This is a genomic window from Pseudothauera nasutitermitis (genome assembly GCF_004801295.1).
In the GTDB taxonomy this organism is placed as follows: domain Bacteria; phylum Pseudomonadota; class Gammaproteobacteria; order Burkholderiales; family Rhodocyclaceae; genus Pseudothauera; species Pseudothauera nasutitermitis.
In genome coordinates, this window is record NZ_SSOC01000005.1 from 86,264 (window position 1) to 105,501 (window position 19,238).

Sequence of the window (19,238 nt, forward strand, 5' to 3'; positions counted from 1 at the left end):
CGTCCACGTCTCCGCCTCCATAAATGGAGGCGGAGGGGGCGTCCCTCTCCCCGGGGCGCCCATGACCCCGCACCTGTTTTCGTTTTACCGTTCTTCCGCGACCCGCTCCTTTTTCCGGCTCATGATCCTTTTCGGTCTCGCAGCCAGCCTCGGCCTGCTGGGCATAGCGCCATCGCGGGCCATCGCGGCCCCCGGTGACTGGATCGCCGACTTGGCGCCCGCCGAGGCCGCCCTGGCAAGCCGGGATTACCTCCAAGCCTATGCCCTTTACCAAACCCAAGCCGACCGCGACAACCCCCTCGCCCAGTTCAGCCTCGGCCTGTTCCACCACAACGGCTGGGGCATGAACGCGGACCCTGCTGCCGCCTGCGCCTGGTTCGAAAAAGCCGCCCGGCATGGCATCCCCGCCGCCCAGCACTACTGGGGCGACTGCCTGGCTCAGGGCATCGGCCGTCCGGCCGACATCCCCACGGCGCTCACGTGGTACGACAAGGCAGCCAGCCTCGGCCACCTGATCTCCTGGTGCTCGGTGGCCGACCACTACATTCAGGGCCGGGGCGTGGAACGAGATGTCCCCCGCGGCATCGAGCTATGCACGCGCGTGGCCCGGGCCCGCTCGCCGGTGGCTATGCTGCAGCTCGCCCACTATTACCGCGAGGGGCTGCACCTGCCCCAGAATCTGGCCCTGGCCCGGCAGTGGTATCAGGAAGCCGCCGCGTTCCAGGTGGCAGAAGCCCAATACTGGCTCGGACTCATGCTGGCCCAGGGCCTGGGCGGCCCTCAGGACAGCGGAGAAGCCCTGCGCTGGCTGGAGGAAGCCGCCGGCGCCGGCCATGCGCCGGCCTACCTGCCCACCGCGATCCTCTACGCCAACCAGCCGCTCCAGGAAAAAACCGGCGCTCTGGCGCCCGAACACCTTGCCCGCACCTACCTGTGGACCCGGGCGGCCAGGGGGCACAGCACCGATCCCAACGACCTGGCCGAGATCGGACGCATCGAGGACCTGCTGGCCCAGATCGTGCCCCCCACCTGGCGGCCGACCCTGGACCGGCAGGTTGACGAGCACCTGCGCCAATTCTCGGCAACAAGGGAGGCGGCCCATGCCTCCCACTCCCCCGACTGAAAATCCTCACGGGAGCAGACATCATGACGACCCACTCCGGCAATGCCCTCCCCCGCCTTCCCAGCAAAGGCCTTCTGTTCAGCGGCATCCGCCCCCTGGCCCTGGAGCAGCGCTTCATGTTCGACGGCGCAGCCGTCGCGGAGGCCGCGCAGGCCCTGGCCGGCGACGGTGCGGCCACGGCCGATGTCCCGCCGCTCCTTCCTCCGCCTCTCGAAAACGGCAGTGGCAGGGAAAGGCAGGAAGTGGTGTTCGTCGACACCTCCGTCAGCGACTACCGAACCCTGGTGGCCGGCATCCGGGCGGGCGTTGAAATCGTCATGATCGACGGCGGCCGCAGCGGCCTGGCGCAGGTTGCCGAATGGGCACAGGGTCGCAGCGGCTACGATGCCATTCACATTCTCAGCCACGGCAGTACCGCTGCCTTGTATCTGGGGTCGGACCGGCTGTCCACAGCGGACCTGGACGGGGAGGCGGTGCAAGCCAGCCTGGCGCAAATCGGCGCCGCCCTCACGGAAAGTGGCGACCTGCTGCTCTATGGTTGCGACATCGGCGCCGGCGAGGATGGGTTGGAATTCCTCGGCCGGCTGGCCGAAGCCACCGGCGCCGATGTGGTGGCTTCCGAGGATGCCACCGGCGCCGCTACCCTGGGCGGCAACTGGGTACTGGAACGGCAGACAGGCAGCATCGAAAGCCTGCTGGCCTTGAGCGCATCCGGTGTCGGGGCCTATGGCGGCCTGTTGGCAACTTTCGATCTGGAGGCCACTTCCTCGGACGACGCGCTGCAAATCCAGCAGACAGTCGGTGTCCACACCGTCACCTTCGCAGCAGAGAAGCATAATCTCCTGGTGGGCACCGGCGACGATCTACTGTCTTTCACCCCTGCCGGCATGTCGGGACGAATCATGCTGGCGGGCTTCGATCCAGATGCCACGGGCTCCTCGGAGTCCAAGCTGACCATCTCCGTGGATGGCGGCAAAATTTTCGACCTGGCCTCTTTCACTATTTCTGACCTGACCGGAGACAACCAGTATCTCACCATCACCACCGACAAGGGGAGCCAGACTTTTGATCCATCCTTCATCGGTAGCGATCTGGTATGGAACGTATCCCTTTCCGGCGAGCTATTCGAGAGCATCGCCTGGGCCGAGATCACCACCAGCACAAACAATACTGCTGGCGCCAAGGAGTTCTACTGGGCCTTCGACAACTTCATCCTGAACAACATCAATAACGCCCCCACTCTAACCGGGGCAGGCGTCGGCCAGAGTTTCACCGAAGGCGACAGCCCCACCAGCAGCCTATTTTCCGGCATCACCGCCAATACCAACGACGCGGGAGAGAACTTCACCGGCCTGACGCTGACCGTCACCAACGTGGGCAGTGGAGAAAGCCTGTCCATCGGCGGTACCGGCGTTGCGCTCACCAACGGCGCCAGCGGCGCCATCAGCGGCGGCGGCAGCTATGCCGTCAGCGTCTCCGGCGGCACGGCCACGGTGAGCCTCACCGGCCTGGACCGCGACAACGCGGCCATGCAGAGCCTGGTCGAGAGCATCACCTACAGCAATACCAGCGACGATCCGGGCAATGCCAGCCGGGTGGTCACGCTGACCGGAGTCAGCGACAGCCCCACGCACGCCAGCGGCGCCACGCCGAACATCGCCGCCACCGTCAGCATCACCCCGGTCAACGACGCGCCCACCCTGTCCGCCACCGGCACCAATCCCACCTACACCGAGAACGGCTCGGCGGTGGATCTGTTCAGCGGCGTCGGCATCAGCACCATCGAGGCGGGCCAGACCATCACCGAGCTGACCCTGACGGTGAGCAACCTTGCCAATGGCGCCAGCGAAATCCTGCGCATCGACGGCACCGACGTCGCGCTCACCGATGGCGCCAGCGGCACCACCACGGGTGGAAACGCCGTCGGCTACACGGTCAGCGTGAGCGGCGGCACCGCCACCGTCACCCTGAGCAAGGCGGGCGGCCTGAACGCGACAGACGCCCAGTCCCTTGTCGACGGCATGGGCTACCGCAACGACAGCGAGGCACCGGGCACGGCCAGCCGCGTGGTGACCCTGACCAGCATCACCGACAGCGGCGGCACCGCCAACAACGGGAGCGATACCGCCAACCTGTCGATCATCAGCACCGTCGCCGTGGTGGCGGTGAACGACGCGCCGACGCTCTCCGGCGGCCCCTTCAGCCTGCCCGGCACCGACGAGGACACCGCCAGCGGCGGCACCCCGGTATCCACCATCCTCGCCGGCCTGAGCGTCGCCGACCCGGACGGCGTCGCCGTGGCCGGCATCGCCATCACCGCCAGTTCCGGCAACGGCACCTGGCAGTATTCCACCGACGGCGTGTCCTGGAACGGCGTGGGCAGCGTGTCCAACGGTGCCGCGCTGCTGCTGTCGGCCAGCACACAGGTGCGCTATGTACCCGATGGTGCCAACGGCGAAACCGCCACGTTGACCTTCCGCGCCTGGGATGCGACCAGCGGCAGCGCATCGACGAACACCACGCGGGAAACCGCCGACACCGGCAGCAACGGCGGCATCACCGCCTTTTCCACCGGCACCGCGCAGGCCGGCATGACGATCGGCAGCGTCAACGACGCACCGGTACTGACGCCCGCCGCACCCACCCTGACCGGCCTGAACGACACCGACACCAACAACCCCGGCCAGACCGTCGCCAGCATCGTCGGTGCCAGTATCACGGACGTGGATACCGGCGCGCTGGAAGGCATCGCCATCACTGGGCTGGATGCCGGCAACGGCACCTGGCAGTACAGCCTGGACGGCAGCACCTGGACCGACATCGGCAGCGTGTCGGTTGCAAGCGCCCTGCTGCTGCGCGCCAGCGACCATGTGCGCTTCGTGCCCGACGGCGCCAACGGCACCACCGCCGGCATCACCTACAGGGCCTGGGACCAGACCGGCGACACCGCCGGCCAGCAGGGCACCAAGGTCGATACCGCGGGTTCCGGCGGCAGCAGCGCCTTCTCCACGGCCAGCGACACGGCCGGCATCACGGTCGTGCTGACGCCACCGCCGCAGGTCACGGGCGTCACCTCCGCCACCACCGACGGCACCTACAAGATCGGCGACACTATCTCGATCCAGGTGAGTTTCAGCGAGAACGTCACCGTCACCGGCACGCCGACCCTGGCGCTCGCCAGCGGCGGCACCGCCACCTATGCCGGCGGTTCCGGCACCAACACGCTGACCTTCACGTACACCGTCGCCGCCGGCCATGCCTCGGCTGACCTCGATTTCACCAGCACCGCAGCGCTGTCCGCGGCCGGTGGCAGCGTCCAGGGCAGCACCGGCAAGGATGCCGCGCTCACCCTGCCCAGCCCGGGCGACGCCGGTTCGCTGGGCGCCAACAAGGATCTGGTGGTGGACGGCATCGCCCCGGCGGTATCGGGCAACCTCTCGGTTCCGGCCAACGGCACCTACGGCGCAGGTCAGACGCTGGACTTCACCGTCACCTTCGACGACACGGTGACGATCACCGGCACCGGCTCGACCCTGACCCTGGACATCGGCGGCGTCGCCCGCCAGGCCACCTTCCTGTCCAAGACCGGCACCTCCGTCACCTACCGCTATACCGTACAGGTCGGCGACAGCGACGCCGACGGCATCGCCATCACCAGCATCGCGCTGAACGGCGACACCATCCGGGACGCCGCCGGCAACGACGCCGCCCTGAGCCTTGCCGGACATCTGCCCAGCCTGGCCGGCGTGCTGGTGGACGCCGCCCTGCCCGAGCTGTCCGGCAACGTGACGGTGGCCGACGGCAGCTACAAGGCCGGCGACGTGCTGAGCTTCACCGTGCCGCTGAACAAAGCCGTCACGGTGAACACCGGCGGTGGCTCTCCCACCCTGGACATCACCATCGGCGCCACCTCCCGTTCCGCGGTCTACGATGCGGCGGCCAGCACGGCCACGGCGCTGGTATTCACGTACACCGTGCAGGCCGGCGAAACCGACGGCGACGGCATCGCCATCGACGCGCTCAGCCTGAACGGCGCGGTGATCCAGGACAGCCACGGCAACCACCTCGACGCCACGCTGACCGGGCATCTGCCCCCGCTGGCCGGCGTGCTGGTGGACACCACGGCGCCGACAGTCGCTTCCGTGTCGACGCCTGCCGACGGCACCTACAAGGCCGGCGACACCCTGTCGTTCACCGTCAATTACGACGAGGCGGTGACGGTGGACACCACCGGCGGCACGCCGCGCATCGCCCTCACCCTCGATACCGGCGGCACCGTGTATGCGGACTACGTCTCCGGCAGCGGCACGACGGCGCTGACCTTCGCCTATACCGTGTCGGCGGGCAATTACGCCGACCACGACGGCATCACCGTCGGCGCGCTGTCGGCGAACGGCGGCACGCTGCGCGACACGGCCGGCAACGACGCCGCCCTGACGCTGAACAGCATCGGCGCCACCGGCAACGTTTGGGTGGACGGACGCTCCCCGGTGGTGACTTCGGTCGCGGTGCCGGCGGACGCCACCTATACGCAGGGCCAGGCCCTGTCATTCACGGTCAATTTCGACATGGCGGTAACGGTGGACACCACCGGCGGCACGCCGCGCCTCGCCCTCACGCTGGACACCGGCGGCACCGTGTATGCCGACTACGTCTCCGGCAGCGGCGGCACGGCGCTGGTGTTCAGCTACACCGTGGCCGGCGGCCACCAGGACCACGACGGCGTCGCCATCGGCGCGCTGGCGCTCAACGGCGGCACGCTGCGCAACGCGGCCGGCAACGACGCGGTACTGACACTCGGCGGCGTCGGCGCCACCGCCGGCGTGCTGGTCGATGCCAAGGCGCCCGACTTCGTTGCCGCAACCGTCGACGGCGCAACCCTGACGCTGACCTACGACGAGGCGCTCGACGCGGCGAACCCGCCCACGGCGGGCGACTTCACCATCACCGTGGCCGGCAATCCGGTCGCCGTCGCCGGCGTGTCGGTGAACGGCCCCGCCGTCACGCTGACCCTGGCCGTCCCCGTGACCGCCGGGCAGGCGGTGACGGTCGCCTATGTCGACCCCAGCGCGGGCGACGATCCCCAGGCCATCCAGGACCAGGCCGGCCAGGATGCCGCCTCCCTGGCCGCCACGGCGGTGGCCAATCTGACCCCGGCCACGGCGCCGGCGGTCGCCTCGGTGTCGGTACCCGCTGACGGAACCTACAAGGCCGGCGACACCCTGTCGTTCACCGTCAACTACGATGAGGCGGTGACGGTGGACACCACCGGCGGCACGCCGCGCATCGCGCTCACGCTGAACACCGGCGGCACGGTGTACGCCGACTATGTCTCCGGCAGCGGCGGCACCGCGCTGGTGTTCGCCTACACCGTGGCCGATGGCCACCAGGACCACGACGGCATCGCCATCGGCGCGCTGTCGGCCAACGGCGGCACGTTGCGCAGCGCGACCGGCAACGACGCAGTGCTGACGCTCGACGGCGTCGGTGACACCGACGGCGTACGGGTGGACGGCATCGCCCCGACGGTGAGCGCGGTGTCGGTACCCACCGACGGCACCTACACCGCCGGCCAGACCCTGGCTTTCACCGTGCACTACGGCGAGGCGGTGACCGTGGATTCCGTCGGCGGCACCCCGCGCATCGCCCTCGCGCTGGACAGCGGCGGCACCGTGTATGCCGACTACGTCTCCGGCAGCGGCGGCACCGCGCTGCTGTTCCACTACACCGTGCAGCCCGGCGATCACGGCAGCGTCACGGTCGGCGCGCTCGGCCTGAACGGCGGCGCCATCCGCGACGCCGCCGGCAACGATGCCGCGCCGGCCCTGAACGGGGTGGGCGACACCGACGGCGTACGGGTGGACGCCAGGGCGCCGGTCTTCGTCTCCGCAACCGTCAACGGCGCAACCCTGACGCTGACCTACGACGAGGCGCTCGACGCGGCGAACCCGCCCACGGCGGGCGATTTCACCGTCACGGTAGCCGGCGATCCGGTCGGCGTGAGCGGCGTGGCGGTGAACGGCCCCGCCGGCACCGTCACGCTGACCCTGGCTGCCCCCGTGACCGCCGGGCAGGCGGTGACGGTCGCCTATGCCGACCCCAGCATGGGCGACGATCCTCAGGCCATCCAGGACCTGGCCGGCCAGGATGCCGCCTCCCTGGCCCCCACCGCCGTGACCAACCAGACCCCCACATCGCCGGCACCGGAACTGGAGCCACCGCCCAGGCCCGACTCCACCCCTCCGGTTCCGCATGCCGGATCCATGCTCGCCATTGCGCTGCCGGTACCCCAGGCCGACCCGCTCCCGCCTTCCACAACCGTCTTCCTGTCCTCCACCGTGACCCAGGGGCTGTCCGGCATCCCCGCATTCGATTCTTCCGCCGCCAGCTTCGCCCTCGCTGGACTTGGCGCGCCCATGGCAGGAGCCGGCATGGCCGGCGACACGGCGGAGGCCCTGACGCCGCCCCAGCTCCCGGGCGGCTTCCAGGCCGTCGTCCTGCCGCGCCCGGCGGGCATGCCCGATACCCTGCAGGTGCTGCGCGGCATGGCCGACGTTCAGCTTTCAGCCGATGGTCCGGTTGAAATCGCCGTGCCCGTGGATGCCTTCGCCCACACCAATCCGGACGCCACCGTACAGCTCGCCGCCACCCTGGCTGACGGCAGCCCCCTGCCGGCGTGGATACGCTTCGACACCCTCACCGGCACGCTGTTGGTCGACGCGCCGGACGGATTCGAAGGCGAACTGCTCGTCCGGCTCGTCGCCCGGGACAACCAGGGCCGCGAGGCAGTCACCACCTTCCGCATCGTCGTCGCCCGGGAGAACCAGGAGCCGGCCGGCCGCGCCGGGCTGCATGAGCAGATCCGCCAGGCCGCACCGGCGCACGGGCTGTCCATCCATCTGGCGGCGCTCTCCCACAGTGCCGAGGCCGCCCGGCAAGCGCACGCATGAGTGCGGGCCCATCCCCCGCAGCGCCCCAAGGCGGCGGGGGGTCGCCGGCCAACCCGCTGCTCGTCCTCCTCGACCTCGGCCGCCGTGCGCGCACGGCGGCCAGCGCCGAGGAACTGGCCTTCCTGCTGGTCAACGACACCCGCCGCCTGCTGCCCTACCGCCAGGCCGCGCTGTGGTTTCAGGGCGAGGGCATCCGGACGCTGTCCGGCGTCATGCAGGTGGAAGCCAACGCCCCCTACGCCCAATGGCTGCGGCAGGCGTGCGCCCATCTGGCACAGGCGGACGAGGTGGACGAGAGGCCCGCCGCGCGCCGCATCGGCGCGGCCGATCTGTCCGGCGCCGATGCGACGGGAGAACTTGCCGCCGCCTGGGGGAATGGCTGCCCGCGCGGGCAGCCTGGGTGCCCCTGGCCGGCAGTGCGGAACACCCCGGGAGCAGTCCCGGCGGCCTGCTGCTGGCCGGCGAGAACCGTTTCGGCGACGGCGAACTGGCCCTGTTGAACGAGTGGATGCACATCTGGCGCCACGCCTGGCTGGCCCGCTTGCGGCCTTCTCCCTGGTCGCCCAAAGGCATGTGGCGGCGCCTGCGGGACTGGCGCGCGCGGCACAGGCAGGGCCGCTGGTGGCAACGGCGGCCCAACCAGATCCTGCTCGGACTGGTGGTGGTGCTCTGTCTGCCGGTGCGCCTCACTGTCCTGGCGCCGGCGGAACTGGTGCCGGCCGATCCGGCGATCATCCGGGCGCCGCTGGACGGCGTGATCGGCCAGTTCCACGTCAGCCCCAACGACATGGTCGAGGCCGGGCAGTTGCTGTTCAGCTTCGACGAGGCGGCCATCGCCAGCCGCCTGGAAGTGGCCCGCCTGGCCCTGGCGACGGCCGAAACCGAATACCGCCAACTGGCCCAGATGGCGCTGACCGACCCCCGGGCCAAGGGCCAGTTGGCCGTGCTGGTCGGCCGCATCGGCGAAAAGCGGGCGGAGGCGGAATTCCTCGCCGGGCAGTTCGAGCGCGCCCGGGTGCTGGCGCCGCAGGACGGCGCAGCGATCTTCGACGACCCCTCGGAGTGGATCGGCCGCCCGGTGCAGACCGGCGAGCGGGTGATGCGCATCGCCCGCCCCGAGGAAGCGGAAATCGAAGCCTGGATCCCCATCGGCGACGCCATTCCGCTGGCCGCGGACGCCCCCGTGGACCTCTACCTGGCGGCCAGCCCTTTCGCTGCCGTGTCCGGGCGCCTGCGCTACCTCAACCATGACGCGACGCCCCGGCCGGACGGCCACTACGCCTACCGGGCGCGGGCACGGCTGGATGCCGCCGCCGCGCAGCGCATCGGCCTGAAGGGCACGGCCAGGCTGCACGGCAGCCGCGTGCCGCTGGCCTACTGGGTGCTGCGCCGCCCGCTGGCCACCATCCGGCAGTTCCTGGCGCTCTGATGGCTGCGACCCGCCTGCCCGCGCTGCGCCAGGAACTCGATCTGCTGCCCGGCCCGCCATTGCCGGACGGACAGCCCACGTGGACCCTGCACGACCCGGTGCGCAACCTGTTCTTCCAGCTGGACTGGCCGAGCTTCGAGATCCTGCGCCGCTGGGAACTGGACGATCCCCAGGCCATCGCCGCCGCCATCGACCGCGACACGCCCCTGGAGATGACCCCGCAGGACGTCGAGGCGCTGCTGCTGTTCCTGCGCCAGCACCAGTTGCTGCAGCCCGAGCCCGGCTCGGCGGGCCTGCTGGCGGCCCAGCGCGCGCAGATGCGGGGCAGCCGGCTGAAATGGCTGCTGCACAACTATCTGTTCTTCCGCGTCCCGCTGGTCAAGCCGGACCGCTGGCTGACGCGCTGGGCCGGACGGCTGGATTTCCTCTTCAGCCGCGCCTTCCTGCGCCTCACCGTGCTCGCCGCCGTGCTCGGCCTGATCAGCGTATACCGCTCCTGGGAGAGCTTTTCCGCCACCCTGGTGGACCTGCTGAGCTGGGAGGGCCTGCTGGCCTACGGGGCCACCCTGGTGGCGGTCAAGGTGCTCCATGAACTGGGGCACGGCTTCACCGCCAAGCGCTACGGCTGCCGGGTGCCGACCATGGGCGTCGCCTTCATGGTGCTGTGGCCGGTGGCCTATACGGACACCAACGAAGTCTGGAAGCTCACCCGCCGCGACCAGCGCCTGAAGGTGGCGGCGGCCGGCATCGCCACCGAACTGACCATCGCCGTCTGGGCCACGCTGGCCTGGGCCTGGCTGCCGGACGGCACGCCGAAATCCGTCGCCTTCCTGCTGTCGACCACCACCTGGGTATCCACGCTGCTGATCAACGCCAGCCCGTTCATGCGCTTCGACGGCTACTTCCTGCTCTCCGACTGGCTGCAGTTGCCCAACCTGCACGCGCGCGCCTTCGCCCTGGCGCGCTGGGACCTGCGCGAACGCCTGTTCGCCCTGGGCGAGGAACCGCCGGAACATTTCCCCCGCGCGCGGGCCGCGGGGCTGATCCTGTTCGCCTGGGCGACCTGGCTGTACCGGCTGGTGCTGTTCCTCGGCATCGCCGTGCTGGTCTACCACTTCTTCATCAAGATGGCGGGCATCCTGCTGTTCGTGGTGGAAATCGCCTGGTTCATCCTCATGCCGCTGGCCAGCGAACTGAAGGCCTGGCGGGAACGCTGGCCCGCCATCCGGCGCAGCACACGCGCACGGCGCAGCGCCTGGATCGCAGCGGCCGGCGTGCTGCTCTTCGTCCTGCCCTGGCCGACCCCGGTGATGACCCAGGGGCTGCTGCAGCCGCGCCTGCAATGGGTGCTGTACGGCCCGGCGCACGCCCGGCTGAATGAACTGCCGCACGCCGAGGGCGCCCCGGTGGAAGCCGGCGCCACGCTGATGCGCTTCGACGCCCCCCTGCTGCAGGCCCGCGGCGCGCGCAGCGAGGCGCGCCGGGAACAACTCTCCCGCCAGTCGGCCGCGGCCGGCTTCGACCCCGACATGCGGCGCAACTGGCTGCTGCTCCAGGACCAGGAAGCCACGGCGGCGGCCGAACAGGCCACCATCGCCGCGGATGCGCAGCGTTACGCCCCACGCGCGCCCTTCGCCGGCGAGTTCCGCGACCTGGCCGCCGACCTGCGCGCGGGAGACTGGGTGGCCGAGAAGGAACTGCTGGGCCGGCTGATCGCGCCGGGCGCCCGGCAGGTGGTGACCTACGTGGAAGAGGCCGACATCCAGCGCATCGCCGTGGGCGACCGGGGCCTGTTCATCGCCGACGGCCTGGCGGGCCCCGCCGTCCGGCTGAGGGTGGCGAGCATCGACCGGGACGCCACCCGCATCCTCACCGAACCGGCGCTCGCCACGCCGTACGGCGGCCACGTGCTGGTGCGCGAGCAGCACGGCGGCCTGTACCCCGAACGGGCCATCTACCGCGTGCTGCTCGACGTGGAACAGGAGATGCCGGCCAGTGCCCAGCATACCTGGCGCGGCCGGGTCAGCATCGCGGGGCGCGGGGAAGCGCCCGGCCTGCGCTTCGCCAGGACCGCCGCCGGCGTGTTCTGGCGGGAAATGGGCTTCTGAAGGGGATTTCGGCGATGACGGCCTATTTGGCGAAGTACCGCGACTATCTGGAAGTACTGGCCTCCCCGGACATGGACGAACTGCTTGCCAGAACGCAGAAGCTGGTCAAGTTCCTCGATTTCGACCACTTCATGTTCGGCGGCCATATCCATACGGGCCATGGCGAACCGCAGGCGGTTCATTACGGCACCTATCCCGCGGCCTGGATCGAGCGCTACCGGAGCAACAACTATCACCTGGTCGACCCGTGCTTTGCGCACATGCAGCATCACGTGCATCCGGTTCCCTGGGCCAGGGAATCCTTCGTCGGCCCGGATGCGCAGGAAATGCTGGAAGAGGCGAGCTCCTTCGGCGTCGTTTCCGGCGGCTTCAGCCCCCTGCCCTGCCACGCGCTCGGGAACTTCGGCTTCGGCATCGCCCGCGGCGATTCCAGGCCCGGCGCATCGGCCCGTGCCGCCGCGCATCTGCCGGAAATGCACATGCTGGCCAGCTATTTCCTGGAATCCTTCAGGAGCATCCAGAAACATGCCTCGCAGCCCGTCGCACTGACGGCGCGCGAGCGGCAATGCCTGGTTCATGCCGCGAACGGCCTGCGCGATGGAGAAATCGCCGCGAAACTGCGGATTTCGACCCGCACCGTGTTCTTCCACCTGAACAATGCACGGACCAAGCTGCGCGCGGACAACCGCAGCCAGATGGTGGCAAAAAGCGTCATCCTGGGCATCGTAGCCCCCTGAAACCGCGGCAACCTGCGAGTTTTGACAGCTAGACGCCTCCCCCGGGGGCTGACGACAATCGTCGGCAGTTTGCGCACCCGGGGCATGGCGAGTGGGGCTGCCGCCGACGGCGCGACTCGCTGCGTTCGTCGTGATGGCGTGGCGATCTCCCCCATGGCCGGGGCGCAATTCTTCCGGACCTTCGACCGAGGAATCGTCCCGTCATGCAGACCTCCGCGAGCGCTGCCGCCCGGCACCCGAACGTCATTCAATTCGTGCATCCATGTCTCGCTTCGTTCATCCCATGGTTGCGGCAATCCGAACGGCCGCGCCTGGCGGATGCCATCTGCGGGCGCCTGCTCCTGCTGTTTTTCGTCACGGCCTGCATGTTCGCCGGGGCCAATCCGGCCCATGCCCAATCTGCCGGATGCACGGCGGTCGAGGCGGCGTGGACGAACTTCAATGGCAGTGGAAACCCATACAACGCCAGCAGCCATCCCGCGAGCTCTTTTCTTGCCAGCGATCAGATCGCCTTCACGGTAACCGGCGCCCCGTCGTCGGCAATGAGCTATTTCACCTTGATGGATGGCAACTACGACACATACGTTCATCTCATCCCCGGAGGTTATGCGGCAGGGAGTGCTTCGACGGTCGTTTCCGGCGCCCAACTGACGTCGCTGGGTCTTGAAATCGATGCCATCAGCTCGGGGGAGTTCGCGGTTTCGGTGTACTGCGTGTCGGCGACGCCGGCCCCCACCGTAACCTCGCTTTCGCCCACGTCCGGCCCCACGGCGGGCGGCACCTCCGTCACCATCACCGGCGCCAATTTCACCGGCGCGACGGGTGTGACCTTCGGCGGCACCGCCGGCACGGGCCTCGTCGTCACCAACGCCACCACGATCACGGTGGCGACCCCGGCCCATGCGGCGGGCGCGGTCAATGTCGCGGTGACGACACCCGGCGGGACGGCGACGCTGCCGAACGGCTATACTTACGCCGCCCCCTCGACCGATGCAACGCTGTCCAGCCTCGCGGCCAGCGCCGGGGCCCTCGACCCGGCCTTCGCCTCCGGCACCACCAGCTACACGGTGAACGTGCCGAACGCGACCACCTCCACCACGGTGACGCCGACGGTCACCGACGCCAATGCCACCGTCACGGTGAACGGCACGCCGGTCGCCTCCGGCTCCCCCTCCGGCGCGATCAGCCTCAGCGTCGGCGCCAACCCGATCACGGTAGTAGTCACTGCTCAGGACGGCACGACCACCCAGACCTACACGGTGACCGTCAACCGCGCCGCGCCGGCCTCGACCGAGGCGACGCTCTCGAATCTAGCGGCGAGCGCCGGCACCCTTGATCCGGCCTTCGCCTCCGGCACCACCAGCTATACGGTGAACGTGCCGAACGCGACCGCCTCCACCACGCTGACGCCGACGGTCACCGACGCCAACGCCACCGTGACGGTGAACGGCACCCCGGTCGCCTCCGGTTCCCCGTCCGGCGCGATCAGCCTCAACGTCGGCGCCAACCCGATCACGGTAGTAGTCACTGCTCAGGACAGCACGACGACCCAGACCTACACGGTGACCATCCATCGCGCCGCGCCGGCCTCGACCGAGGCGACGCTGTCCAGCCTCGCGGTGAGTGCCGGGGCCCTTGACCCGGCCTTCGCCCCGGGTACCACCAGCTATACGGTGAACGTGCCGAATGCCACCGCCTCCACCACGCTGACGCCGACGGTGACGGACGCCAACGCCACCGTCACGGTGAACGGCACGCCGGTGACCTCCGGCTCCCCGTCCGGCGCGATCAGCCTCAACGTCGGCGCCAACCCGATCACGGTAGTAGTCACCGCCCAGGACAGCACGACCACCCAGACCTATACAGTGACCATCCATCGCGCCGCGCCGGCCTCGACCGAGGCGACGCTGTCCAGCCTCGCGGCCAGCGCCGGCACCCTCGATCCGACCTTCGCCTCCAGCACCACCAGCTATACGGTGAACGTGCCGAATGCCACCGCCTCCACCACGCTGACGCCGACGGTCACCGACACCAATGCCACCGTCACGGTGAACGGCACGCCGGTCGCTTCCGGTTCCCCCTCCGGCGCGATCAGCCTCAGCGTCGGCGCCAACCCGGTCACGGTAGTAGTCACCGCCCAGGACAGCACGACCACCCAGACCTATACAGTGACCATCCATCGCGCCGCGCCGGCCTCGACCGAGGCGACGCTGTCCAGCCTCGCGGTGAGTGCCGGGGCCCTCGATCCGGCCTTCGCCCCGGGCACCACCAGCTATACGGTGAACGTGCCGAATGCCACCGCCTCCACCACGCTGACGCCGACGGTGACGGACGCCAACGCCACCGTCACGGTGAACGGCACGCCGGTGACCTCCGGCTCCCCGTCCGGCGCGATCAGCCTCAACGTCGGCGCCAACCCGATCACGGTAGTAGTCACCGCCCAGGACAGCACGACCACCCAGACCTATACAGTGACCATCCATCGCGCCGCGCCGGCCTCGACCGAGGCGACGCTGTCCAGCCTCGCGGCCAGCGCCGGCACCCTCGATCCGACCTTCGCCTCCAGCACCACCAGCTATACGGTGAACGTGCCGAATGCCACCGCCTCCACCACGCTGACGCCGACGGTGACGGACAGCAACGCCACCGTCACGGTGAACGGCACCCCGGTCGCCTCCGGCTCCCCCTCCGGCGCGATCAGCCTCAACGTCGGGACCAACCCGATCACGGTAGTAGTCACTGCCCAGGACGGCACGACCACCCAGACCTATACGGTGACCATCAACCGCGCCGCGCCGGCCTCGACCGAGGCGACGCTGTCCAGCCTCGCGGTGAGTGCCGGGGCCCTTGACCCGGCCTTCGCCCCGGGTACCACCAGCTATACGGTGAACGTGCCGACCGCGACCGCCTCCACCACGCTGACGCCGACCGTCACCGACGCCAATGCCACCGTGACGGTGAACGGCACGCCGGTCGCCTCCGGCTCCCCCTCCGGCGCGATCAGCCTCAACGTCGGCGCCAACCCGGTCACCGTGGTGGTCACCGCCCAGGACGGCACGACCACCCAGACCTACACGGTGACCGTCAACCGCGCCGCGCCGGTGACGCTGGCGCTTTCCCCGGCATCCGGCGCGCTTCCGGGCGGCACGACGGGATCCGCCTATTCACAGACCCTCACGGCCTCGGGCGGCATCGGCGCCCACACCTTCACGGCGACGGGCAACCTGCCTGCGGGGCTGACACTTGCACCGGACGGCACGCTGTCGGGCACGCCGACGGCGGCGGGTTCATTCAGTTTCACCGTGACGGCGGCGGACAGCGCAACGCCGGCCAATACCGGCTCGGCGAGCTATACCCTGACGGTGGTCGTGAGCCCGGTGGTGCTGACGTTTTCCGGTGGAGTGCTGCCGGAGGGGATGGCCGGCGAGGACTATTCCGCGTCGATCACCGCCAGCGGGGGGGCCGAGCCCTACACCTACAACCTGGCTGGCGGCACGCTGCCGCAAGGCATCAGCCTGAACGCATCGACGGGCGAGTTGGCCGGCCCGCTGGAGGCCGACGCGGCGGGCGACTACAGCTTCACGATCCAGGCGCAGGATGCCAACGGTGCCACGGCCTCGGTGGCGGTGACGCTGAAGGTGGCCGCGCGCGAGGTGACCGTGACCGACAAACAGGTGGAGGTTCCCGCCGGTGCGGTGCCCGCCGAGGTGGACCTGGCGGAGGGGGCGACGGGCGGGCCGTTCACCGCAGCGGAGATCGTGTCCGTTGCGCCGGCCAACGCGGGGACGGCGGAGATCGTCAGTGCCCTGGCGGCACAGGCATCGGTGCCCGGCTGGTACCTGAAGTTCGCGCCGAACCCGGCCTATGCTGGGCAGGCGGTGGTGCGCTTCCGGCTGACCAGCGCACTGGGGGTTTCCAACACGGGTGCCGTGACCTATACGCTGGGCCATGATGCGGATGCGGTTGCGTCCGAGATCGATACGCTGGTGCGCGGCTTCGTGCAGACGCGCCAGAACCTGATCGCCTCGACGATCAAGGTGCCCGGTCTGCTGGAGCGTCGCCGGATGCAGGCATCCACGGAACCGGTGAGCGTGCGCCTGTCGCCAGCGGCGGATGGCCTGACGCTGGGCTTCGCCACCGGCCTCGCGCAGGCGGAGGCGGCGCGCAAGGACGGCGCGCATGCCGCGCCGTTCAACGTGTGGATCGACGGCTCGCTGATGGTCCACAACCGCAGGCGAGACGGCAGTCGTTGGGGCCGTTTCGGCATGCTCTCCGCCGGTGCCGACTATCTGCTCACCGACAAGGCGCTGGCCGGCCTGTCGTTCCACTACGACCGGACGACCGATCCGACGAAGGAGGACGTGGAACTGACCGGCAATGGCTGGCTGGCCGGCCCGTATGCCTCGTTCGAGCTCGGGTCGGGCGTATTCTGGAACACCAGCCTGCTGTATGGCGGGTCGTCGAACAAGATTGATACGCTGTTCTGGGATGGCTCCTTCGACACGCGGCGCTGGCTGTTTGATACGTCGATCAGCGGGCAGTGGCAACTGGAAGGGGAGATGACGCTGACGCCACGGCTGCGCGCGGTGTATCTGAAAGAGCGCGTCGATGACTATGCCGTGGCCAACGCCCGGGGCGACGTCGTTGACGTCGGCGGATTCGCCACGGAGCAGTCGCGCGTGAGCCTCGGGGCCGAGCTTGCCCGGCGGTTCAGGCTGGACAGCGGCGCGACACTGACGCCGAAGCTCGGCCTGACCGGCGGCTTCAGCGGTCTCGATGGCTCGGGCGCCTTCGGTTCGGTTTCGGCCGCCATCAACTACCAGTCGCCGCGCGCCTGGACCCTCGATGCAGGCCTGCTTTTCAACTTCGAAGGCAAGGGCCGGCGGTCGGCGGGCGCCAAGGTGGGCATCGGGGCCATATTCTGAGCAGTGCAACTGCATGACGTTCGCCAAGTACCCGAGCCCCTCTCCTACGAGGGGAGGGCGTGACGCTCCCGTTTCATCGGCCGCGGGTGGCGCGCAGCGCAATGGATAACTGAAATAGCGGCGGTTGGGGCAAGGCCGGCAAGAGACGGCAATGGCCGGGCAGGGAAAACCCGGGCGGAAGGCGCCTCCGGCACGGATGTGGCAAGATGGGCGGGCCTGCAACCGTTCGCCCCGGCCACTCAAGCGCCTTGCCGCGCTGCCGATAAGACCAGGCATCACCCTCCATTCGCCGCACCGCGCTTTCCACCATGGCCGAACTCGCCACCGTCTCCGTGCTCGTCATCGACGCCAATCCCGGCATGCGTACCCAGCTGCGCGCCATGCTGGGCAGCTTCGGCGTCAACGGCGTGCAGTTCGCGGTCAGCGCCGCCAACGCGGTGCGCAAGCTGCGCGGCGCGCGTTTCGACATCGTGCTGTGCGAATTCAACCTCGGCGACGGCCAGGACGGCCAGCATCTGCTCGAAGACCTGCGCAGCCAGGAAATCATCCCGCTGTCCACGCTGTTCATCATGGTCACCACCGAGCGCAACTACGAGCGCGTGGTGGGCACCGCCGAACTGGCGCCCAACGACTACGTGCTCAAGCCGCTTGCCGCGCATGCCCTGCGCGAGCGCCTGCAGCGCGCACTCGACAAGCGCGAGATATTCCTGCCCGCCTACCTCCGCGTCGAGATCGGCGACCCGCTGGGCGCGGTGGAACTGCTGCGCCAGGCCGAGGCCGACCAGCCGCGCTACCTCACCGACCTGCTGCGCCTGCAGGCTGAACTGCTGCTCGCCACCGGCCACACCGACGATGCCCAGAAGACCTACCGCCGCGCGCTCGGCGAAAAGGATCTGCCCTGGGCGCAGCTCGGCCTCGCACGCATCCTGTTCCTGCGCAAGCAGCACGGCGAGGCGGAGGAGATGATCGCCACGCTGGTGGCCGAACGCGAGCACTACATCGACGCCTACGACCTGCTGGCGCGCTGCCGCGAGGAAGACGGCCGCCTCGAGCTGGCGCGCGACGCCTTGCTGGCCGCCAGCGCGCGCTCGCCGCACCGCGTCTCCCGCCTGCGCCATCTCGGCGAGGTGTCCTTCCAGCTCGGCGAACACGAACGCGCCGAACGCGTGCTCGCCGAAGTGGTGCGCAAGGGCAAGGTCTCCGGCTTCCGCGAACCGGAGGATCACGTCCGCCTGCTGCAGGTCCAGCTTGCCCAGGGACGCGACGAAGCCGCGCGCGCCACCATCCGCGATCTCGACAACAGCATGGGCGGCCACCCCAAGGCATCGACCTGCGCCGCGCTGGCGCGCGGCCTGTACTACGCCGCCGACGGCGAGGACGAACAGGCCCGCGAGGCGCTGCGCACCAGCGCGCTGGCCGCCAGCGCGGATGGCGGGCTGCTGTCCGCCACCCTCAAGCAGGAATTGCTCAAGGCCTGCTTCGACAACGATCTGGAAACCGAAGGCAGCGAACTGGTGCTCGACATCCTGCGCAACGCCGCCGACGAACGCACGCTGGAGATCACCCGCGGCGCACTGCGCATGCGCGGCCGCGAGATGCTGGCCGAGGAGCTGGAGGAACGCACCCGCGAGGAAGTGCGCGGCCTGATCGCGCGCGGCGCGGCCAAGGCCAAGGCCGGCGACTACGACGGCGCGGTGAGCGAGATGATGAGCGCCGCGCGGCGCATGCCCGGCAACCCGCATGTGCTGTTCAACGCCGCGCTGGCCTTGCTGCGCCATATCGAACACCGTGGCTGGAACGAGCGTTTCGCCACGCAGGCCAGCACGCTGATCTCCCGCGCGCGCCGCTTCGATCCGGCCAGCCCCCGGCTGGCGGCCATTTCCGGCCTGCTGCACAGCCTGTTCAAGAAGTTCTCCATTGCCCCGCGCGGTGAAGGCCGGCGCCGCGGCATCGCCGTCTGAACCCA

At 69.6% G+C, this 19,238-nt stretch carries 8 protein-coding genes; all 8 read left to right on the plus strand.

The genetic code is table 11. The features are described 5' to 3' along the window. The first annotated feature begins 61 nt into the window (after positions 1-61). The 8 genes from E6C76_RS13610 to E6C76_RS13640 all read left to right on the plus strand — a co-directional run bounded on the left by E6C76_RS13610 (position 62) and on the right by E6C76_RS13640 (position 19,233). Entirely contained in the window at positions 62-1,123 is a 1,062-nt protein-coding gene (locus E6C76_RS13610) for a tetratricopeptide repeat protein (RefSeq protein ID WP_136348788.1), read from the plus strand. Positions 1,124-1,146: 23 nt separating this feature from the next. Next, the gene (locus tag E6C76_RS13615; RefSeq protein WP_136348789.1) at positions 1,147-8,073 is read left to right on the plus strand and encodes a DUF4347 domain-containing protein; all 6,927 of its coding nucleotides are present in this window, start codon (positions 1,147-1,149) and stop codon (positions 8,071-8,073) included. Next, the gene (locus tag E6C76_RS22275) at positions 8,070-8,573 is read left to right on the plus strand and encodes a hypothetical protein (RefSeq protein WP_211090225.1); all 504 of its coding nucleotides are present in this window, start codon (positions 8,070-8,072) and stop codon (positions 8,571-8,573) included. Before E6C76_RS13615 ends, E6C76_RS22275 begins: the two co-directional genes overlap by 4 nt. Further along, positions 8,474-9,502: an HlyD family efflux transporter periplasmic adaptor subunit gene (locus tag E6C76_RS13620; protein WP_211090226.1), complete on the plus strand. Its 1,029-nt coding sequence runs from the start codon at positions 8,474-8,476 to the stop codon at positions 9,500-9,502. The genes E6C76_RS22275 and E6C76_RS13620 overlap by 100 nt, the downstream gene beginning before the upstream one ends. Beyond that, a complete protein-coding gene (locus E6C76_RS13625; protein WP_211090227.1) occupies positions 9,502-11,610 on the plus strand; it encodes a site-2 protease family protein in 2,109 nt (702 codons plus the stop codon). Before E6C76_RS13620 ends, E6C76_RS13625 begins: the two co-directional genes overlap by 1 nt. Before the next feature lie 14 nt (positions 11,611-11,624). After that, positions 11,625-12,347: a LuxR family transcriptional regulator gene (locus E6C76_RS13630; protein WP_136348790.1), complete on the plus strand. Its 723-nt coding sequence runs from the start codon at positions 11,625-11,627 to the stop codon at positions 12,345-12,347. A gap of 203 nt (positions 12,348-12,550) precedes the next feature. Then, positions 12,551-17,272, plus strand: coding sequence for a cadherin-like beta sandwich domain-containing protein (locus tag E6C76_RS13635; RefSeq protein WP_136348791.1), 4,722 nt, complete (start codon positions 12,551-12,553; stop codon positions 17,270-17,272). Positions 17,273-17,580: 308 nt separating this feature from the next. Beyond that, positions 17,581-19,233 carry a response regulator gene (locus tag E6C76_RS13640; protein WP_136348792.1) on the plus strand — a complete coding sequence of 551 codons (1,653 nt, stop codon included), beginning with the start codon at positions 17,581-17,583 and terminating at the stop codon, positions 19,231-19,233. The last annotated feature ends 5 nt before the right edge of the window (positions 19,234-19,238 follow it).